The 16,896-nt window shown below is 67.3% G+C and carries 17 protein-coding genes; 7 read left to right on the top strand and 10 right to left on the bottom strand.

Annotation, left to right across the window (positions count from 1 at the left end):
- Nucleotides 1-76: 76 nt before the first annotated feature.
- The 7 genes from ACT2FV_RS19180 to ACT2FV_RS19210 all read right to left on the bottom strand — a co-directional run bounded on the left by ACT2FV_RS19180 (nt 77) and on the right by ACT2FV_RS19210 (nt 6,191).
- Nucleotides 77-868: a DODA-type extradiol aromatic ring-opening family dioxygenase gene (locus tag ACT2FV_RS19180; RefSeq protein WP_059607887.1), complete on the bottom strand. Its 792-nt coding sequence runs from the start codon at nt 866-868 to the stop codon at nt 77-79.
- Between the two features lie 221 nt (nt 869-1,089).
- On the bottom strand, nt 1,090-1,686 hold the full coding sequence (locus ACT2FV_RS19185) for a UbiX family flavin prenyltransferase (protein WP_059607888.1): 597 nt from the start codon (nt 1,684-1,686) through the stop codon (nt 1,090-1,092).
- A 13-nt stretch (nt 1,687-1,699) separates the two neighbouring features.
- A complete protein-coding gene (grxD, locus tag ACT2FV_RS19190; protein WP_011883132.1) occupies nt 1,700-2,011 on the bottom strand; it encodes a Grx4 family monothiol glutaredoxin in 312 nt (103 codons plus the stop codon).
- Nucleotides 2,012-2,078: 67 nt separating this feature from the next.
- Nucleotides 2,079-2,921, bottom strand: coding sequence for a peptide chain release factor N(5)-glutamine methyltransferase (prmC, locus tag ACT2FV_RS19195; protein WP_444504608.1), 843 nt, complete (start codon nt 2,919-2,921; stop codon nt 2,079-2,081).
- Between the two features lie 7 nt (nt 2,922-2,928).
- Nucleotides 2,929-4,011, bottom strand: coding sequence for a peptide chain release factor 1 (gene prfA / locus ACT2FV_RS19200; RefSeq protein WP_124629087.1), 1,083 nt, complete (start codon nt 4,009-4,011; stop codon nt 2,929-2,931).
- 93 nt (nt 4,012-4,104) lie between these two features.
- On the bottom strand, nt 4,105-5,403 hold the full coding sequence (gene hemA / locus ACT2FV_RS19205) for a glutamyl-tRNA reductase (protein WP_059607891.1): 1,299 nt from the start codon (nt 5,401-5,403) through the stop codon (nt 4,105-4,107).
- A 26-nt stretch (nt 5,404-5,429) separates the two neighbouring features.
- Entirely contained in the window at nt 5,430-6,191 is a 762-nt protein-coding gene (locus ACT2FV_RS19210) for a response regulator transcription factor (RefSeq protein WP_059607892.1), read from the bottom strand.
- 171 nt (nt 6,192-6,362) lie between these two features.
- On the opposite strand from ACT2FV_RS19210, the gene ACT2FV_RS19215 reads away from it, so the two are divergent.
- The 4 genes from ACT2FV_RS19215 (at nt 6,363) to ACT2FV_RS19230 (ending at nt 9,684) form a co-directional block, all read left to right on the top strand.
- Nucleotides 6,363-6,617 carry a hypothetical protein gene (locus tag ACT2FV_RS19215; protein WP_059449757.1) on the top strand — a complete coding sequence of 85 codons (255 nt, stop codon included), beginning with the start codon at nt 6,363-6,365 and terminating at the stop codon, nt 6,615-6,617.
- Between the two features lie 18 nt (nt 6,618-6,635).
- On the top strand, nt 6,636-8,450 hold the full coding sequence (locus ACT2FV_RS19220; RefSeq protein ID WP_444504609.1) for an aminopeptidase P family protein: 1,815 nt from the start codon (nt 6,636-6,638) through the stop codon (nt 8,448-8,450).
- 62 nt (nt 8,451-8,512) lie between these two features.
- Entirely contained in the window at nt 8,513-9,064 is a 552-nt protein-coding gene (locus ACT2FV_RS19225; RefSeq protein WP_059682192.1) for a cysteine hydrolase family protein, read from the top strand.
- The gene (locus tag ACT2FV_RS19230) at nt 9,061-9,684 is read left to right on the top strand and encodes an HAD family hydrolase (RefSeq protein WP_059682193.1); all 624 of its coding nucleotides are present in this window, start codon (nt 9,061-9,063) and stop codon (nt 9,682-9,684) included. Before ACT2FV_RS19225 ends, ACT2FV_RS19230 begins: the two co-directional genes overlap by 4 nt.
- Before the next feature lie 128 nt (nt 9,685-9,812).
- On the opposite strand, the gene ettA is transcribed toward ACT2FV_RS19230, so the two are convergent.
- From ettA to gcvA, 3 genes are all read right to left on the bottom strand, one after another.
- Nucleotides 9,813-11,480 carry an energy-dependent translational throttle protein EttA gene (gene ettA, locus ACT2FV_RS19235; RefSeq protein WP_124905061.1) on the bottom strand — a complete coding sequence of 556 codons (1,668 nt, stop codon included), beginning with the start codon at nt 11,478-11,480 and terminating at the stop codon, nt 9,813-9,815.
- A gap of 189 nt (nt 11,481-11,669) precedes the next feature.
- On the bottom strand, nt 11,670-11,978 hold the full coding sequence (locus ACT2FV_RS19240) for a DUF3761 domain-containing protein (RefSeq protein ID WP_059682198.1): 309 nt from the start codon (nt 11,976-11,978) through the stop codon (nt 11,670-11,672).
- A gap of 89 nt (nt 11,979-12,067) precedes the next feature.
- Nucleotides 12,068-12,985 (bottom strand): transcriptional regulator GcvA, encoded by a 918-nt coding sequence (gcvA, locus tag ACT2FV_RS19245; protein ID WP_444504610.1) that lies wholly within the window; start codon nt 12,983-12,985, stop codon nt 12,068-12,070.
- A gap of 194 nt (nt 12,986-13,179) precedes the next feature.
- On the opposite strand from gcvA, the gene ACT2FV_RS19250 reads away from it, so the two are divergent.
- From ACT2FV_RS19250 to gabP, 3 genes are all read left to right on the top strand, one after another.
- Nucleotides 13,180-14,442 carry an MFS transporter gene (locus ACT2FV_RS19250; protein ID WP_444504611.1) on the top strand — a complete coding sequence of 421 codons (1,263 nt, stop codon included), beginning with the start codon at nt 13,180-13,182 and terminating at the stop codon, nt 14,440-14,442.
- 104 nt (nt 14,443-14,546) lie between these two features.
- A complete protein-coding gene (locus ACT2FV_RS19255; RefSeq protein ID WP_059600634.1) occupies nt 14,547-14,891 on the top strand; it encodes an MmcQ/YjbR family DNA-binding protein in 345 nt (114 codons plus the stop codon).
- 469 nt (nt 14,892-15,360) lie between these two features.
- Nucleotides 15,361-16,752, top strand: coding sequence for a GABA permease (gene gabP, locus ACT2FV_RS19260; protein WP_175816746.1), 1,392 nt, complete (start codon nt 15,361-15,363; stop codon nt 16,750-16,752).
- Nucleotides 16,753-16,896: the final 144 nt, after the last annotated feature.

Consider the following 16,896-nt stretch of genomic DNA (forward strand, 5'->3'; position numbering starts at 1 on the left):
GAAAGCGTAAAAAAAGCCCGTCCGAGCGCTGCTCGGGCGGGCTTTTTGTTTGCGGCCGCCGGCCGTGTTACCGGATTCAGGCGGCTGCGCTCGCGAACACGTAGTTCGTCATCGCGAGCACGCGTTGATACGTGCCGAGCGACTGGATGCCGAGCTGATAGTCGTCGTCGGCCGCGCCGAGCGCGGTGAACACCGGCAGCAGGTGTTCGTCGGTCGGATGCATCAGCGCCGCGTGCGGCGCCTGCCGGCGATAGTCGAGCAGCGCGTCGACATCGCGCGCAGCGAGCTTCGCCTCGAACCAGTCGGTGAATTCCGCGACGCGCGGGTCCGCATCCTCGGGCGCCGCGCTGAAATCGGCCGCGCGCAGGTTGTGCGTGATCTGGCCCGAGCCGATCACCATCACGCCTTCGTCGCGCAGCGGCCGCAGCGCGCGGCCGAGCGCGAAGTGATGGGCTGCGTCCGCGCGGGGCTGGATCGACAACTGCGCGACGGGGACGTCAGCCTCCGGGAACATCAGCAGCATCGGCACCCACGCGCCGTGGTCGAGGCCGTGCTCGGTCGTCGCGGTCGCGATGCCGGCCGCGTTCAGCAGCGCGGCCGCCCGTTCGGCGACCTCGGGTGCGCCGGGTGCCGGGTACCGGATTTCGTACAGCGCGCGCGGGAAGCCGTAGAAGTCGTGGATCGTTTCAGGATGCGCGGCCACGCTCGCGACCGGCTGTTGCGTGCCCCAGTGCGCGGACAACATCAGCACCGCGCGCGGGCGAGGCAATTCGGCGCCGAGGTGCGTGAACGCACCGGACGGCAGTGTCGGGTCGATCGGCAGGGTAGGGGCGCCGTGGGACAGGTAAAGCGAGGGCAAGCGGTTCATGGTGGGGAGCCTGCAAAAGGGATTTGCCTGTGACTATAGACGCACACCAATCATTGATAAATCGGCTTAGCGGAATTTGATTGAATCGTGTGAGTTGATAATCCGGCCGGCTTCGGGCGTTCGGCGGCAGGCGACGGCTCGAGGTTGCCGGATCGAGCGGGAAGACGGTCGAATCAGCGAAGATGCGTGAAGAACGACGCCGGAGCGCCGTGTCGAGCGGCTTACCCTGCCGGCCTGATGCCGGCCCACGGCGTCGTCATCGGTGCACTGAGTGCGAACAGGTCGAGCACGCGGGTGACGGTCTGGTCGACGAGTTCCTCGATCGTCTTCGGCATCGCATAGAACGCGGGTAGCGGCGGAAACACGATGCCGCCCATTTCGGTCACGGCGGTCATGTTGCGCAGATGCGCGAGGTTGAACGGCGTTTCGCGCACCATCAGCACGAGACGGCGGCGTTCCTTCAGCGTGACGTCGGCTGCACGCGTGATCAGGTTGTCCGACAGGCCGTGCGCGACGCTCGCGAGCGTCTTCATCGAGCAGGGCGCGATCACCATGCCATCGGTCGCGAACGAACCGGATGCGATCGTCGCGCCGACATCACGCACCGAATGCACGACATCCGCCCGGCTTTCGACCTCGGCCTTGGGCAGCTTCAGTTCATGCTGGATATTGAGCCAGCCGGCGTTCGAAACCAGCAGATGCGTTTCGACGCCGCCGGCGGCGCGCAGCAATTCGAGCAGCCGCACGCCATAGACTGCACCGGTGGCGCCGGTGATCGCGACGATCAGCCGGCGTGGCGGCGCACTGGGAGATGCCATCGGGAAGGGGGCGTTACGCGGCGGCGAACAGTTGCTGCAGTTCGCCGGACTGGTACATCTCCATCATGATGTCCGACCCGCCGATGAATTCGCCCTTCACGTACAGCTGCGGGATGGTCGGCCAGTTCGAGAATTCCTTGATGCCCTGGCGGATTTCGTCGTCCTCCAGCACGTTGACCGTCTTGAACTGGTCGACGCCGCAGGCCTTCAGCACCTGCACGGCGCGGCCCGAGAAGCCGCACATCGGGAATTGCGCGTTGCCCTTCATGAAGAGCACGACCTGGTTTTCGTCGACGATTTGCTTGATACGTTGTTGGGTGTCCATGACTGACCTTGCGTTTGCGGGGCGTTAGAACGAAATGATAGCGGATTTCAACCGGGCGGGCCGGCCATCAGCCGGGCAGGCGGCCACCCGTCGTGCGTTCGATCGCGGCCAGATCGGCGAGCGACTGGACCGAAATGAAGCCGCGTGACACGAGCAAGGCGCGCACGGCTTCGGCCTGGTCGTAGCCGTGCTCGATCCATAGCGTGCCGCCGGGTCTCAGGTAGGCGCCGGCGCCCGCGACGATCGTGCGGATCGCGCTGAGACCGTCGGCATCGTCGGTGAGCGCGCCGCGCGGCTCGAACCGCAGGTCGCCCTGCGCGAGGTGCGGATCGTGCTGCGCGATGTACGGCGGGTTGCTGACGATCGTGTCGAACGCGAGTGCCGGATCGAGCGCGACGTACCAGTCGCTCTGCAGCCAGTGCAGCGGGCCGCCGGGGCGGCGCGCGTCGAGCAGCTTGTTCGCGTTGCGTTGCGCGACTGCGAGCGCGGCCGGCGAACGGTCGAGCGCCCACACGCGCGCATCGGGCCGTTCGGCGGCGATCGACACGGCGATCGCGCCACTGCCGGTGCCCAGGTCGAGCACCGTCGGATGCGGTCGTCCGTCGATCGCGTCGAGCGCGGCTTCGACGAGCAGTTCGGTTTCGGGGCGCGGGATCAGCACGTCGGGCGTCACGTCGAACGGCCGGCCGAAGAACTCGCGCATCCCGACGAGCTGCGCGACCGGCTCGCCGGCCACGCGGCGCGCTTCGAGCGCGCGATAGCGTTCGACCGCGGCAGCGTCGAGCGGCACGTCGCCGCGCGTGATCAGTTGCGTGCGGGTCCAGCCGAGCGCGTGCGCGAGCAGCACGCGCGCATCGACCGCGTCGAGCGGCGACGCGCGCAGCAGATCGTCGGCGGTGGTGTCGGGCATCGCGATCTCAGTCGGCGTCGCCGAGCGACGCGAGCAGTTCGGCCTGGTGCTCGCTGACGAGCGCGCTGATCAGTTCGTCGAGATCGCCGTCCATCAGCGCCTCGAGCCGGTACAGCGTCAGGTTGATCCGATGGTCGGTCATCCGGCCCTGCGGGAAGTTGTACGTGCGGATCCGCTCCGAGCGGTCGCCGGAGCCGATCAGGCTCTTGCGCGTCGCGGCTTCCTTCGCGTGCTGCTCGTGATACTGCTTGTCCTTGATGCGCGCGGCAAGCACCTTCAGCGCGCGATCCTTGTTCTTGTGCTGCGAACGGTCGTCCTGGCATTCGACGACGATTCCGGTCGGGATGTGCGTGACGCGCACAGCCGAATCGGTCTTGTTGATGTGCTGGCCGCCCGCGCCGGATGCGCGGAACGTGTCGATCCGCAGGTCGGCCGGATTGATCTCGACCTCGCCGATCTCGTCGGCTTCCGGCATCACCGCGACCGTGCACGCGGACGTATGGATGCGCCCCTGCGTCTCGGTCGCCGGCACGCGCTGCACGCGATGGCCGCCCGACTCGAACTTCAGGCGCGAATACGCGCCCTGGCCCGCGATCCGCACGATCACTTCCTTGTAGCCGCCGAGATCCGACGCGCTCTCCGACATCATCTCGACCTGCCAGCGCTGGCGTTCCGCGAAGCGCAGGTACATGCGCAGCAGGTCGCCCGCGAACAGCGCCGATTCGTCGCCGCCCGTGCCCGCGCGGATTTCGAGGAAGATGTTGCGGTCGTCGTTCGGATCCTTCGGCAGCAGCATTTTCTGCAGCTCGACCTCGAGGCGGGCCATGCTCTCTCGCGCGCTGCGGATCTCGTCTTCGGCGAAATCGCGCATCGACGGATCGGCGAGCAGCTCCTGCGCGGCGGTTTCGTCGTTGCGCGACTGGCGCCACAGCGCGTACTGCTCGACGACCGGGCCGAGTTCCGCATGTTCGCGCGTCAGCTTGCGGTACTGGTCGAGATCGGCCGTGACGTTTTCGCGGCTCAGCAGGTCGTTCAGTTCGGCCAGCCGTGTGGACAGCTGGTCGAGCTTGCGTTGCATGCTCGTCTTCATGGTGTGGAGCGGCGCTCCCGGGGCAAGGGTATTCGGAAAGGATAGGCCGGCGGCGGGACAACGACCGGCCGGCGGCAGAGCAACCGGCCGGCGCTAGTGGCCAGACTGGTCGTTCGAGCGCGGCGCGTGCTGGTAGAAGCCGCGCATCAGGTCGATCAGCGAATCGCGGTCGGCGCCGTTCACGCGGTTGAGCGCGCTCGTCGGGCCGTGGATCAGCTTGTTGGTGAGCGCCTGCGACAGCGCTTCGAGGACTGCCGCCGGATCGTCGCCGCGCGCGAGCAGCTTTTGCGCCTTCTCGACTTCCGCGCGGCGCAGCGCGTCGGCCTGCGTATGCATGTGACGAATCACCGGCACGACGCTACGCGTGTCGAGCCACTGCATGAAATTCTGCACACGCGTCTCGATGATCGTCTCGGCTTGCGCAACCGCGGCCTGGCGCGATGCGTTGCCTTCGCGCACGATCGCGCCGAGATCGTCGACGGTGTAGAGGAACACGTCCTTCAGCTTGCCGACTTCCGGCTCGATGTCGCGCGGCACCGCGAGGTCGACCATGAAGATCGGCCGATGGCGGCGTGCCTTCACCGCGCGTTCGACCGCGCCGAGGCCGATGATCGGCAGCGTCGACGCGGTGCACGACACGATGATGTCGAATTCGTGCATGCGGGCGGGCAGATCCGACAGCGGCATCGCGCGGCCGTTGAAGCGTTCGGCGAGCCGCTGGCCGCGTTCGGCCGTGCGGTTCGCGACGACGAGCTCGCGCGGGCTCTGCGCGGCGAAGTGCGTCGCGCACAGCTCGATCATCTCGCCGGCGCCGATGAACAGCACGCGCTGATCCGATACCTTTTCGAAGATGCGCTGCGCGAGGCGGACGGCCGCGGCGGCCATCGACACCGATTGCGCGCCGATCTCGGTCGTGCCGCGCACTTCCTTCGCGACGGCGAACGTCCGCTGGAACAGCTGGTTCAGGTAGGTGCCGAGCGCGCCGGCTTCGGTCGCGGTGCGCACCGCGTCCTTCATCTGGCCCAGAATCTGCGTTTCGCCGAGCACCATCGAGTCGAGGCCCGACGCGACGCGGAATGCGTGCCGGACGGCTTCCGACTGTGGCAGCGCGTAGACGTGCGGTGCGAGCTCGTCGACCGGAATCCGGTGGTACTCCGACAGCCAGCGAATCGCCCCCTCGCGTGCGGCCCGATCATCGGTCGCGCAATAGAGTTCGGTGCGGTTGCAGGTTGAGAGGATCGCCGCTTCGGGCGAATTGGGCGCCTGGGGGCCGAGGAACACGTTCTTGAACGTGACGAGAGCCGGCTTGATTTGCTCGAGCGGAAACGCCACGCGTTCGCGCAGGGCGACAGGCGCAGTGTGGTGATTGATTCCGATCGTGAGGAGTTGCATATCGAGGGCTATCGTTTAGCGCCATATTATAGCGTTTCGGTGATTTCCTCACTCGCGGCATACCGGGCATCAGCGTGGCGTGGCCTCGAATTTGGGGGCTCGATCGGCACGCGGTCGAGCTGATAGCCGTAGCCGTAGAGCGGCAGAAGCCGGTAGCCATGCTCCGGAAGCAGTTGCAGCTTGCTGCGCAGCCGGGACGCGTGCGTGTCGAGCGTGCGCGACTTCATGTCGCGGCGGCGGGCCCACACGGTTTCGAGGATATGGGCGCGCGACACGGGCCGGGACAGGTTCGCGAACAGCAGTTGCGCGAAGCGGAACTCCTTCGGCGTCAGCGAGACGACCACGTCGCCGAAGCGCACGAGGCCGTGGGTCGCATCGAATGCGTATTCCCCATACATTTCGCGGGAGCGATTCGGCGGCCGCCGGACGCCAGCGCGCCGGCTCAGCGCATTCACCCGTGCGAGCAGCTCGGGCCCGCTCACCGGGCGCACGAGGCAGTCGTCGGCGCCCGCGTGCAGGCATGACACGACTTCGCTTTCGCGCGGCAGCTGCATCACGGCGATGGCCGGCAGGCCGGGCAGGATCGCTTGCGCACGCGGAATGACCTCCTCGGCAGGCTGATCGCCGGCCCAATTGCAGGTGATCAGCATGTCGCAGGTGTCGGTAGCGAGCCACTCGAAGAACGCGGTGCTGGACGGAAACGTGTGGCACACGTGACCGCCGGCGAAGAGGAGGCGGTTCAGGAGCGCAGCATGACGTGCTTCCGGATCGATCAGGGCGATTCGCATGAGGATTTCTTCAATACGGCTGCCGGAGCGCGCTTGCCATAACGTCGGGTCGGCCCCTACACTCGAATGTTCGCGGCGCCCGGCTGGTCTCGGGTTCGATGGATGAATCGATGCTAGTCGCTGGCAACGTTCACGCCTATGGGACGAATCTGAATTTATAGAAGGCGTCGAATGAACTGGTTTGGAATCCTTGTCCTGGGAGCGGCCGTCGGGCTGTTCGGCCGGTGGCTGCATCCGATGCGGCGCACGGGCCGGCCGGCATGGTGGATCGCGGTGCTGGTCGGCATCGCAGGCGCCGCCGCCGCGCGCATGGCCGGCAATCTCTCTGGACTGTTTTACGATGGCGAAACGCTCGAATGGCCGGTCTGCACCGGTGTCGCGTTCCTCGCCGTAGCCGTGACGGTCGCGGTGTCTGCCCGTCGCTGAAAGCTCTCAGGTGAAATCATGAATGCCCGTCTCCCCGAAGTCTCGTCGGTGCCGGCCCGCCTCGCGCTGCTGCGCGGTGCGATGGTCCGCGAGGACCTGGCCGCCTATCTCGTGCCGTCCGCCGATCCTCACCTGTCCGAGTACCTGCCCGAACGCTGGCAGGCGCGCCGCTGGCTGTCCGGTTTCACGGGCTCGGTCGGCACGCTGGTCGTGACCGCGGATTTCGCGGGCTTGTGGGTCGACAGCCGTTACTGGGTCCAGGCCGAAGCGGAACTCGCCGGCACGGGCGTCCAGCTGATGAAGATGACGGGCGGCCAGCAAAGCGCGCCGCATGTCGACTGGCTCGCTCAGAACGTGCCGGCCGGGGCGACGGTCGGTGTCGACGGCGCCGTGCTCGGCGTCGCGGCGGCACGCGCGCTGACGGCCGCGCTGAACGCGCGCGGCATCGCGCTGCGCACCGATCTCGACCTGCTCGACGCGATCTGGCCGGAGCGCCCGGGGCTGCCGGGCGATGCGGTGTTCGAGCACGTGGCGCCGCAGGCCGACACGACGCGCGCAAGCAAGCTCGCCGAAGTGCGCCGCACGATGCACGCGCAGGGCGCGCAATGGCATTTCGTGTCGACGCTCGACGATCTCGCGTGGCTGTTCAACCTGCGCGGCGCCGACGTCAACTTCAACCCCGTGTTCGTCGCGCACGCGATGATCGGCGCCGATCGCGCGACGCTGTTCGTCGCCGAAGGCAAGGTGTCGCCGGCGCTGGCCGCGTCGCTCGCGCGGGACGGCGTCGACGTTCGCGCGTATGACGCCGCGCGCGCGGCGCTCGCGGCGTTGCCCGACGGCGCGACGCTGCTGATCGACCCGCGCCGCGTGACGTTCGGCACGCTCGAGGCCGTGCCGGCCGGCGTGAAGCTGGTCGAGGCCGTGAACCCGTCGACGTTCGCGAAGTCGCGCAAGACGTCCGCCGAGATCGAGCACGTGCGCGTGACGATGGAGCACGACGGCGCCGCGCTCGCCGAATTCTTCGCGTGGTTCGAGCAGGCGGTGAGCCGCGAGACGATCACCGAGCTGACGATCGACGAGCAGCTCACTGCCGCGCGCGCACGGCGCCCCGGCTACGTGTCGCCGAGCTTCGCGACGATCGCCGGCTTCAACGCGAACGGTGCGATGCCGCACTATCGCGCGACGCCCGAGTCGCACGCGACGATCGCGGGCGACGGCCTGCTGCTCGTCGATTCGGGCGGCCAGTACGTGACCGGCACGACCGACATCACGCGCGTCGTGCCGGTCGGCACCGTCAGCGATCTGCAGCGCCGCGATTTCACGATCGTGCTGAAGTCGATGATGGCGCTGTCGCGAGCGCGCTTCCCGCGCGGCATCCGCTCGCCGATGCTCGACGCGATCGCGCGCGCGCCGATGTGGGCGGCCGGGCTCGACTACGGTCACGGCACCGGCCACGGCGTCGGCTACTTCCTGAACGTGCACGAGGGCCCGCAGGTCATCTCGCACTACGCGCCGGCCGAGCCGTACACCGCGATGGAAGAGGGGATGATCACGTCGATCGAGCCGGGCGTGTATCGGCCCGGCAAATGGGGCATCCGGATCGAGAACCTGGTCGTGAACCGCGCGGGCGGGCAGACCGAGTTCGGCGACTTCCTCGCGTTCGAGACGCTGACGCTCTGTCCGATCGACACGCGCTGCGTGCTGGTCGAGATGCTGCATGAAGAGGAGCGCGCGTGGCTGAACACATATCACGCGACCGTGCGTGAGCGCGTCGGCCGGCACGTGAGCGGCGATGCGAAGGCGTGGCTCGACGCGCGCACGCAGCCGATCTGACGCCAGGCGCAACGAGCGACAACGGCCGCGCGACGGCCGGACCATGATCGAGAGGGCAACCGATGGCAGACACCGCAGTGATCGTGATCGACATGCAGCGCGGACTGGTGCAGCGGGCGCGGCCCGCGTACCGGCTCGACGACGTCGTGTCGGGCATCAACCGGCTGACGGCGGCGGCGCGCGCGGCGAACGCGCCCGTGTGCTTCGTGCAGCACGACGGCGACGCGGACGACGATATCGTTCCCGGCACGCCCGGCTGGGAACTGCACGAGGAACTGATCGTCGGTCGTGCCGACTGGCGCATCCGCAAGCAGATGAGCGACTCGTTCCACGACACGCCGCTCGCCGCGCAGCTCGACGGCCACGGCATCCGCTCGGTGCTGATCTGCGGCTATGCGACCGAGTTCTGTGTCGATTCGGCTGCGCGCCGCGCGGCGCTGCTCGGCTATCGGACGACCGTCGTGTCCGACCTGCACACGACGAACGAGCGCACGCACCTGTCGGCCGCACAGATCGTCGCGCATCACCACTTCGTGTGGGAAAACAATACGCTGTCGGGCAATTCGGTGACGCCGCGTCCGCTTGCCGACGTGCTCGCCGCGGAGTTCGCATGACGATCAAGGCGGTGGTGTTCGATTTCGGCGGCGTGCTGATCGACTGGAGCCCCGAGTATCTGTACCGGCAACTGATTCCGGACGAAGCCGAGCGCCGATGGTTCCTCACGCACGTGTGCGCGATGGAGTGGGTGATCCGCCAGGACGGCGGGCAGACGATCGACGAAGGGACGAGCGAGCTCGTCGCGAAGTTTCCGGCGCACGAGGCGCTGATCCGCGCGTTCTACGCGCGCTGGCACGAGATGATCGGCGGCGTGCTCGACGAAGGCGCCGCGCTCGTCGACCGGCTCGACGCGCAGGGAATGCCGCTCTTCGGGCTGACCAACTGGTCCGCGCAGACGTTTCCGTATGCGTGGGACAACTTCCCGGTGCTGCGGCGCTTCAAGGACATCGTCGTGTCGGGCCGCGTGAAACTCGTGAAACCCGATCCGGCGATCTACCGCGAAATGCATGCGCGGATCGATCCGTTCCTGCCGGGCATCGCGCCGCACGAACTCGTGTTCATCGACGACAATGCGAAGAACGCGGCGGCCGCGACGGCGCTCGGCTGGCACGGCATTCATCACACGAGCGCGGCCGCGACCGAGGCGCGTTTGCGCGAGCTGGGCGCGCTCGCGTAGTCTTCCGGCAGACGACGGCAGACGAATGCGAAAAAGCGGGCCACGAGCCCGCTTTTTCGTTTTGCGGAGCCGGCAGCGGCCGCTTTCTGCATCCGGCTCCGCGTGGCCGGGTGCACGGGCCGCTCCGTTCAGCGGCTGATCGGCTTGTAGCGCAGACGCTTCGGCTTCGCGGCTTCCTCGCCGAGACGCGCACGCTTGTCGGCTTCGTATTCCTGGTAGTTGCCGTCGAAGAACGTGACCTGCGAATCGCCTTCGAACGCGAGGATGTGCGTCGCGATACGGTCGAGGAACCAGCGATCGTGCGAGATCACCATCACGGAGCCCGCGAATTCGAGCAGCGCGTCTTCCAGCGCGCGCAGCGTTTCGACGTCGAGGTCGTTCGACGGTTCGTCGAGCAGCAGCACGTTGCCGCCGGAGATCAGCGTCTTCGCCAGGTGCAGGCGGCCGCGTTCGCCGCCGGACAGGTTGCCGACGATCTTCTGCTGGTCGCCACCCTTGAAGTTGAAGCGGCCGATGTACGCCCGCGACGGCGTTTCGTACTTGCCGACCGTCAGCACGTCGGCGCCGCCCGAGATTTCCTCGAACACCGTCTTCGAGCCGTCGAGCGCGTCGCGGCTCTGGTCGACATACGCGAGCTTCACGGTCGGGCCAAGCACGACTTCGCCCGAATCCGGTTGTTCCTTGCCGGTCAGCATCTTGAACAGCGTCGACTTGCCGGCGCCGTTCGGGCCGATGATGCCGACGATCGCGCCGGCCGGAATCTTGAAGTTCAGGTTGTCGATCAGCAGGCGGTCGCCGAACGACTTGCTGACGTTCTTGAACTCGATCACTTCATTGCCGAGGCGGTCGCCGACCGGAATGAAGATTTCCTGCGTTTCGTTGCGCTTCTGGTATTCCTGGCTGTTCAACTCCTCGAAGCGCGCGATACGCGCCTTCGATTTCGCCTGGCGACCCTTCGGGTTCTGGCGCACCCACTCCAGTTCCTTCTTGATCGCCTTCTGGCGCGCCGATTCCGACGCTTCTTCCTGCTTCAGGCGCTCTTCCTTCTGGTCGAGCCAGCTGCTGTAGTTGCCCTTCCACGGAATGCCGTGGCCGCGGTCGAGTTCGAGAATCCACTCGGCCGCATTGTCGAGGAAGTAGCGATCGTGGGTGACGGCGACGACCGTGCCCGGGAAACGCACCAGGAACTGCTCGAGCCAGTCGACCGATTCGGCGTCGAGGTGGTTGGTCGGTTCGTCGAGCAGCAGCATGTCCGGCTTCTCGAGCAGCAGCTTGCACAGTGCAACGCGGCGCTTTTCGCCGCCCGACAGGTGCTCGATCTTCGCGTCCCATGCCGGCAGGCGCAACGCGTCGGCGGCCACTTCGAGCTGCTGCTCGGGGCTGCCGCCGTCGCTCGACGCGAGGATCGCTTCGTACTTCGCCTGCTCGGCCGCGAGTGCGTCGAAGTCGGCGTCCGGTTCCGCATACGCGGCGTAGATTTCCTCGAGCTTCTTGTTCGCCTGGAACAGGTCGCCAAGGCCTTCCTCGACGGCTTCGCGCACCGTCTTCGTCGGGTCGAGCTGCGGTTCCTGCGGCAGGTAGCCGATGTTCAAATTCGGCATCGGCGTCGCTTCGCCTTCGATGTCCTTGTCGACGCCCGCCATGATGCGGATCAGCGTCGACTTGCCCGAGCCGTTCAGGCCGAGCACGCCGATCTTCGCGCCGGGAAAGAACGACAGCGAGATGTCCTTCAGGATCTGGCGCTTGGGCGGCACGATCTTGCCGACCCGGTTCATCGTGAAAACGTATTGGGCCATTTGGGTGTGAAAGTCAGAAAGGGTTGAGACGGCCGCGCAGCTCGCGGGCGTGCGTGGCGTCGGGAAATTCGGTACGGAGCGTGTCGCGCGTGGCGCGGCGGCGTCGCCGCGGGTTGGCGGCGCGAGCGCGTATTGTACTTCGCCGCCGGCTGCCGCTGGCACCGCGCAGGCCATCCGGCCGACCCGCGTTCACAGCCACGCGGCGACGCCGCCGTGCCCCGAGCAGGTGCCGCGCCGATGGCGGCTGAAACTGTACGTGCCGTCGCGGCAGCGCGCGCTCGCGCCCTCGGGCACGCGGCCCGATTTCGAGTGGGCCGGCGCGTGGACGGTTTCGCCGTCGCGATTGCGGTACGTGTCGTGCCGGTCGAGGTCGGCTTCGTTAGCGTAGCCGGGCGACGCGCGATACGCGTGCGCCGCAGGCGGCAGGGCGGCACACGCGACGAACAGCGCGGCCGACAGGGTCGCGATGCGCGTCATGCGGCGGAGCAGGGCAGGCATGGTCGCTCTCCGGATGTCGTTGTCGGGTGCGGGCCGCATGTTAGCCGATCGGCCGAAGATCGTTGCCGCAGCCCTGAGGTGCAGCGACGCTACGCCGCGCCGGTCATCGATGCCGCGCCGTCGGCCTGTGCGGCCTCGAGAATCCATCGGCGGAACGCGGCGACTTTCGCGCGTTCCGCATGATGCGGCGGATAGACGAGGTAGTACGCGAAATCGTCGAGCCAGGCGACGTCGGCAAGCTGCACGAGCCGGCCGCTCGTGAGCTCGTCGCGCACCATCGCCGCCGGCAGCAGGCCGGCGCCCTGGCCGGCGAGGATCGCCTGCAGCAACAGGCCGGAATCGTCGAACGCGGGGCCGCGCGGCGGACCGAAATCAGCGATTCGCTGGGCGTCGAACCAGATGTGCCAGCCCTTGCGCTCGGCGTCGTGCAGATGCGGCCATCCGGCCAGGTCGGCGGGTGTGGCCGGAAGGCCCAGCCGCGCGACGAGTGCCGGGGCCGCCAGCGCGACGATCTCCACGGTGAGCAACCGTTCGCTGCATAGCCCGATGTAGCGGCCGAGACCGTGGCGGATCGCGACGTCGACGCCGTCGCGCGAGAAATCGGCGAGCGCGTGGCTCGTGACGATCTGCAGGTCGACGTCCGGGCACGCGTCGCGGAACTGCGCGAGGCGCGGCACGAGCCACGCGGACGCAAAAAACGGTGTGACGCTCACCGTCAGCACGCCGCTGTCGGCGGCCCCCGACACACGCTGCGACGCGTCGGCGATCTGCCGGAACGCGTTGCGCACGGGCGGCAGGTAGTCGCGGCCCGCGGCGGTCAGCAGGATGCCGCGATTCACGCGCTCGAACAGCTGTATGCCGAGATGCGTCTCGAGCGTGCGGATCATCTGGCTCACCGCCCCCGGCGTGACCGACAACTCCTCGGCCGCCGATTTCACCGACAAGTGGCGGGCGGCCGCCTCGAACGCACGCAACGCGTTGAGCGGTGGAAGGCGTGAACGGATCATTGAGTTTTTCTAAAGCGAAAGACCGATGAAATATCGTTTGAGGCGACGAGCATGCACGAGTACCGTTGTTGCATTCGATCGTATCCGTGGTGAGCGGGTTTTGCGCTGTCGATGCGATCAACATAGTTCAACTATATCCATGAGGCAATCCGGATGCCGTGCGGCGTCCGGCGGAACCTGAAAGGAGGATCGTCATGAGCAGCCTGCGCGCATCGCGCGTCTTCTACGGCTGGTATGTGGTGGCGGCCGCATTCGCCGTCACGTTCGTCGGCTTCGGCAGTGCGTACACGTTCAGCGCGTTCGTCGAATCGCTGCAGCGTGATTTCGCGGCATCGCGCGGGCAGATCTCGCTCGTGTTCTCGCTGGCCGGCTTCCTGTATTTCGGCTTCGGCATCGTCAGCGGCCCGCTTGCCGATCGCTTCGGCTCGCGGCGGCTCGCCGTCGCCGGCATGTTGCTGACGGCAGCGGGTCTCGCGGCGGCCGGTGCCGCGCATACGCTGCTGCAGGTCTATGTCGCGTACGGGCTCGGTGTCGGCCTCGGCGTCGGCTGCGCGTACGTGCCGGCCGTCGGCGCCGTGCAACGCTGGTTCGTGCGGCGGCGCGGATTCGCGTCGGGGCTCGCGGTCGCGGGGATCGGCGTCGGCACGCTCGTGATGCCGCCGCTCGCATCCGCGCTGATCGCGCACGTCGGCTGGCGCGGCGCGTACGTCACCCTCGCGGCGATCGCGGTAGTGGTGGGCGCGGGCATGTCGCTGCTGATCGAGAACGATCCCCGCGGGCGCGGATTGCTGCCCGACGGCGATGCGGCGCGTGCGCGATCGCGCGACGGGCAGCCTGGTGCCACTTCATCGGTGTCCGCCGGCGCGACCGTGCGCGAAGCCGTCACGTCGCGACCGTTCGCGAGCCTGTATGCGGCATGCCTCGTCTGCTCGTTCGGTGTGTTCGTGCCGTTCGTGCATCTCGTGCCGTACGCGCTCGATCACGGCGTCGCGCAGTCGACGGCCGTGCTGCTGCTCGGCGCGATCGGCGTCGGCAGCACGGCAGGGCGCTTCTTCCTCGGCGGCGTCGCCGACCGCTTCGGCCGCCGCGCGTCGCTGCTCGCGATGTTCGCAGGCATGGCGGCCGCGCTCTCGGCGTGGGCCGGTGCCGGAAGCGTCGCGACGCTGGCCGCGTTCGCACTCGTGTTCGGCGTGTTCTACGGCGGCTGGGTCGCCGTGCTGCCGGCCGTCGTGATGGACTACTTCGGCGGCCGCAACGTGAGCGCGATCATCGGCATGCTGTACACGAGCGTCGCGTTCGGCACGCTGATCGGGCCTGCCGCCGCCGGTTTCATCTACGACGCGGGCGGCGGCTATCTCGTGCCGATCCTGGCCAGCGCGGCCGCGAATGCGATCGCGTTTGCGATCGTTGCCGCCACGGGGCGCGCGCCGGTGGCGGCGTGCGCGGCGGGTCGCTAGACGCGCGTCGCCGGGCGCGCGGCCAGACGCCGCTCGGCTAGGCGCCATCCCCGATTTCCGCTACGGTGTCCGGGACGTCGATCACCAACGGGCGGAGGCGCATCGTGACATTCGACGAAGTTCGGCAGGTCGTGCTGGCATGGCGGGGTGTCGAGGAAGGCAAGTCGTACGGCACGCCCGCACTCCGGGTGAAGGGCAAGATGCTCGCGCGTCTGCGCGAGGACGGCGACACGCTCGTCGTGCGGGGCGTCGGCCCCGACGAGCGCGCGTGGCTGATCGAATCGGAGCCCGACGTGTATTACGTGACCGATCACTATGCGGGCTGGCCGATCGTGCTGGTGCGCTTGTCGGCCGCGCATCCTGACGCCGTGAAAAACCTGCTTCTGCGAGAATGGCGCGCGATCGTGCCGGCCAAATGGCGGGACGCAGGGCCGGGCGGCGCGACCTGAGCATCCGGCGCAGCACCTGCGCGGCACACAAACCACCTTGACGGAATGCGTCCGTTGCGATGTCGGGCGGGCATGTCTCACCGCGCGTTTCCCGATCCGGCGGCTCATGAGCGGATAGCCGAACCGGACCAAGCGTTGCATCGGTTCGCATCGATGCAACAAGTGGTTCCATCGAAATTCTTCAATTGGTTCTTAGTCAAGAACCGTTTGATGCTTACACTCCTTCGCTTCGAAGGCGGCTGACCAACAGCCGACGGAAAGGGCGCACGCGATGCGCCGGCGCCCCGTGTGCCGCATCGCACCCGCAGCTTCGCAGACTGCGGCGCGCACCGACCGGAACAGGCTCGATCCGGCTCCCTGCCCGCATGCCGCGCATGCGCGGCGCGCTGCCGGATTCAACAACGACAAATCCCGCGCCGCCTTCATGCGACACCCGGTCATATCGGAACCGTTTTTTGGAGAGAGACACATGAGTGGAAGCAAGACAGGCCTCGGCACGGGTCTGAAGCAGCGTCACGTGACGATGATGTCGATTGCCGGCGTCATCGGCGCCGGCTTGTTCGTCGGCTCCGGCCACGCGATCGCGGAAGCCGGCCCGGCTTCGATCCTCGCGTATGCGATCGCGGGCGTCCTGGTCGTGCTGGTGATGCGCATGCTCGGCGAGATGGCCGTCGCGCATCCGGACAGCGGTTCGTTCTCGACCTATGCCGATCGCGCGATCGGTCACTGGGCCGGTTTCACCATCGGCTGGCTGTACTGGTGGTTCTGGGTGCTCGTGATCCCGATCGAGGCGACGGCCGCCGCGACCATTCTCAATGCATGGTTCCCCGGCGTCGCGACCTGGATTTTCGCGCTCGGCATCACGTTGCTGCTGACGATCACCAACCTCTTCTCGGTCAAGAACTACGGCGAATTCGAATTCTGGTTCGCGCTGATCAAGGTCATCGCGATCGTCGTGTTCCTGTGCATCGGCGGCGCGGCGATCGTCGGTATCGTGCCCGCGCCGGCCGTATCGGGCGTGTCGAACCTCTTCGCGCACCAGGGCTTCATGCCGAACGGCGCCGGCGCGGTGCTCGCGGCGATGCTGACGACGATGTTCTCGTTTCTCGGCACCGAGATCGTGACGATCGCGGCCGCCGAGTCGGACAACCCGCAACGCCAGATCGTGCGTGCGACGAACTCCGTCATCTGGCGTATCACGCTGTTCTATCTCGGCTCGATCCTCGTCGTCGCGGCCATCGTGCCGTGGAACGATCCGCTGCTGCCGAAGCACGGCTCGTATCAGCGCGCGATGGAGCTGATCGGCGTTCCGAATGCGAAGGCGATCATCGACGTGATCGTGCTCGTGTCCGTCGCGAGCTGCCTGAATTCCGCGCTCTACACCGCATCGCGGATGCTGTTCTCGCTGTCCAAGCGCAAGGACGCGCCCGCGTTCCTGCATAGCACCGATTCGACCGGCACGCCGCGTGCGGCCGTGCTCGCATCGACCGCATTCGGTTTCCTGACCGTGATCGCGAACTACCTGATGCCGGAGCAGGTATTCGGCTTCCTGCTGGCGACGTCGGGCGCGATCGCGCTGCTCGTGTATCTCGTGATCGCGATTTCGCAGCTGCGGATGCGCAAGACGCTGGAATCGAGCGGCGCCGACCTGACGCTGCGGATGTGGCTGTTCCCGTGGCTCACGTGGGCGGTGATCCTGTTCATCTGCGGCACGCTGACCGTGATGTTCGTCAGCGAGGAACACCGGATGGAAGTGGGGGCGACGGCCGTGCTCGCGCTGCTCGTGTTGTTTGCTTCGTGGTTGAACAAGCGCGGTCGTGATGCGCGAGCAGGTGCTGGGCGGCGGGTGTCGGCGACGTGATGACGTGACGATCCGAAGGCGGGCAGGGGTGCTCGTCTTTGGCCGACGGGCAAGCCCGCGGATGAAAAATGGGCCGATTGGCATTTGCCAATCGGCCCATTTGCTTTTCGTGCCGGATGCGCATCAGGCGATGCCGAGCGTATC

The sequence above is a fragment of the Burkholderia sp. PR2 genome (genome assembly GCF_052372875.1).
In the GTDB taxonomy this organism is placed as follows: domain Bacteria; phylum Pseudomonadota; class Gammaproteobacteria; order Burkholderiales; family Burkholderiaceae; genus Burkholderia; species Burkholderia diffusa.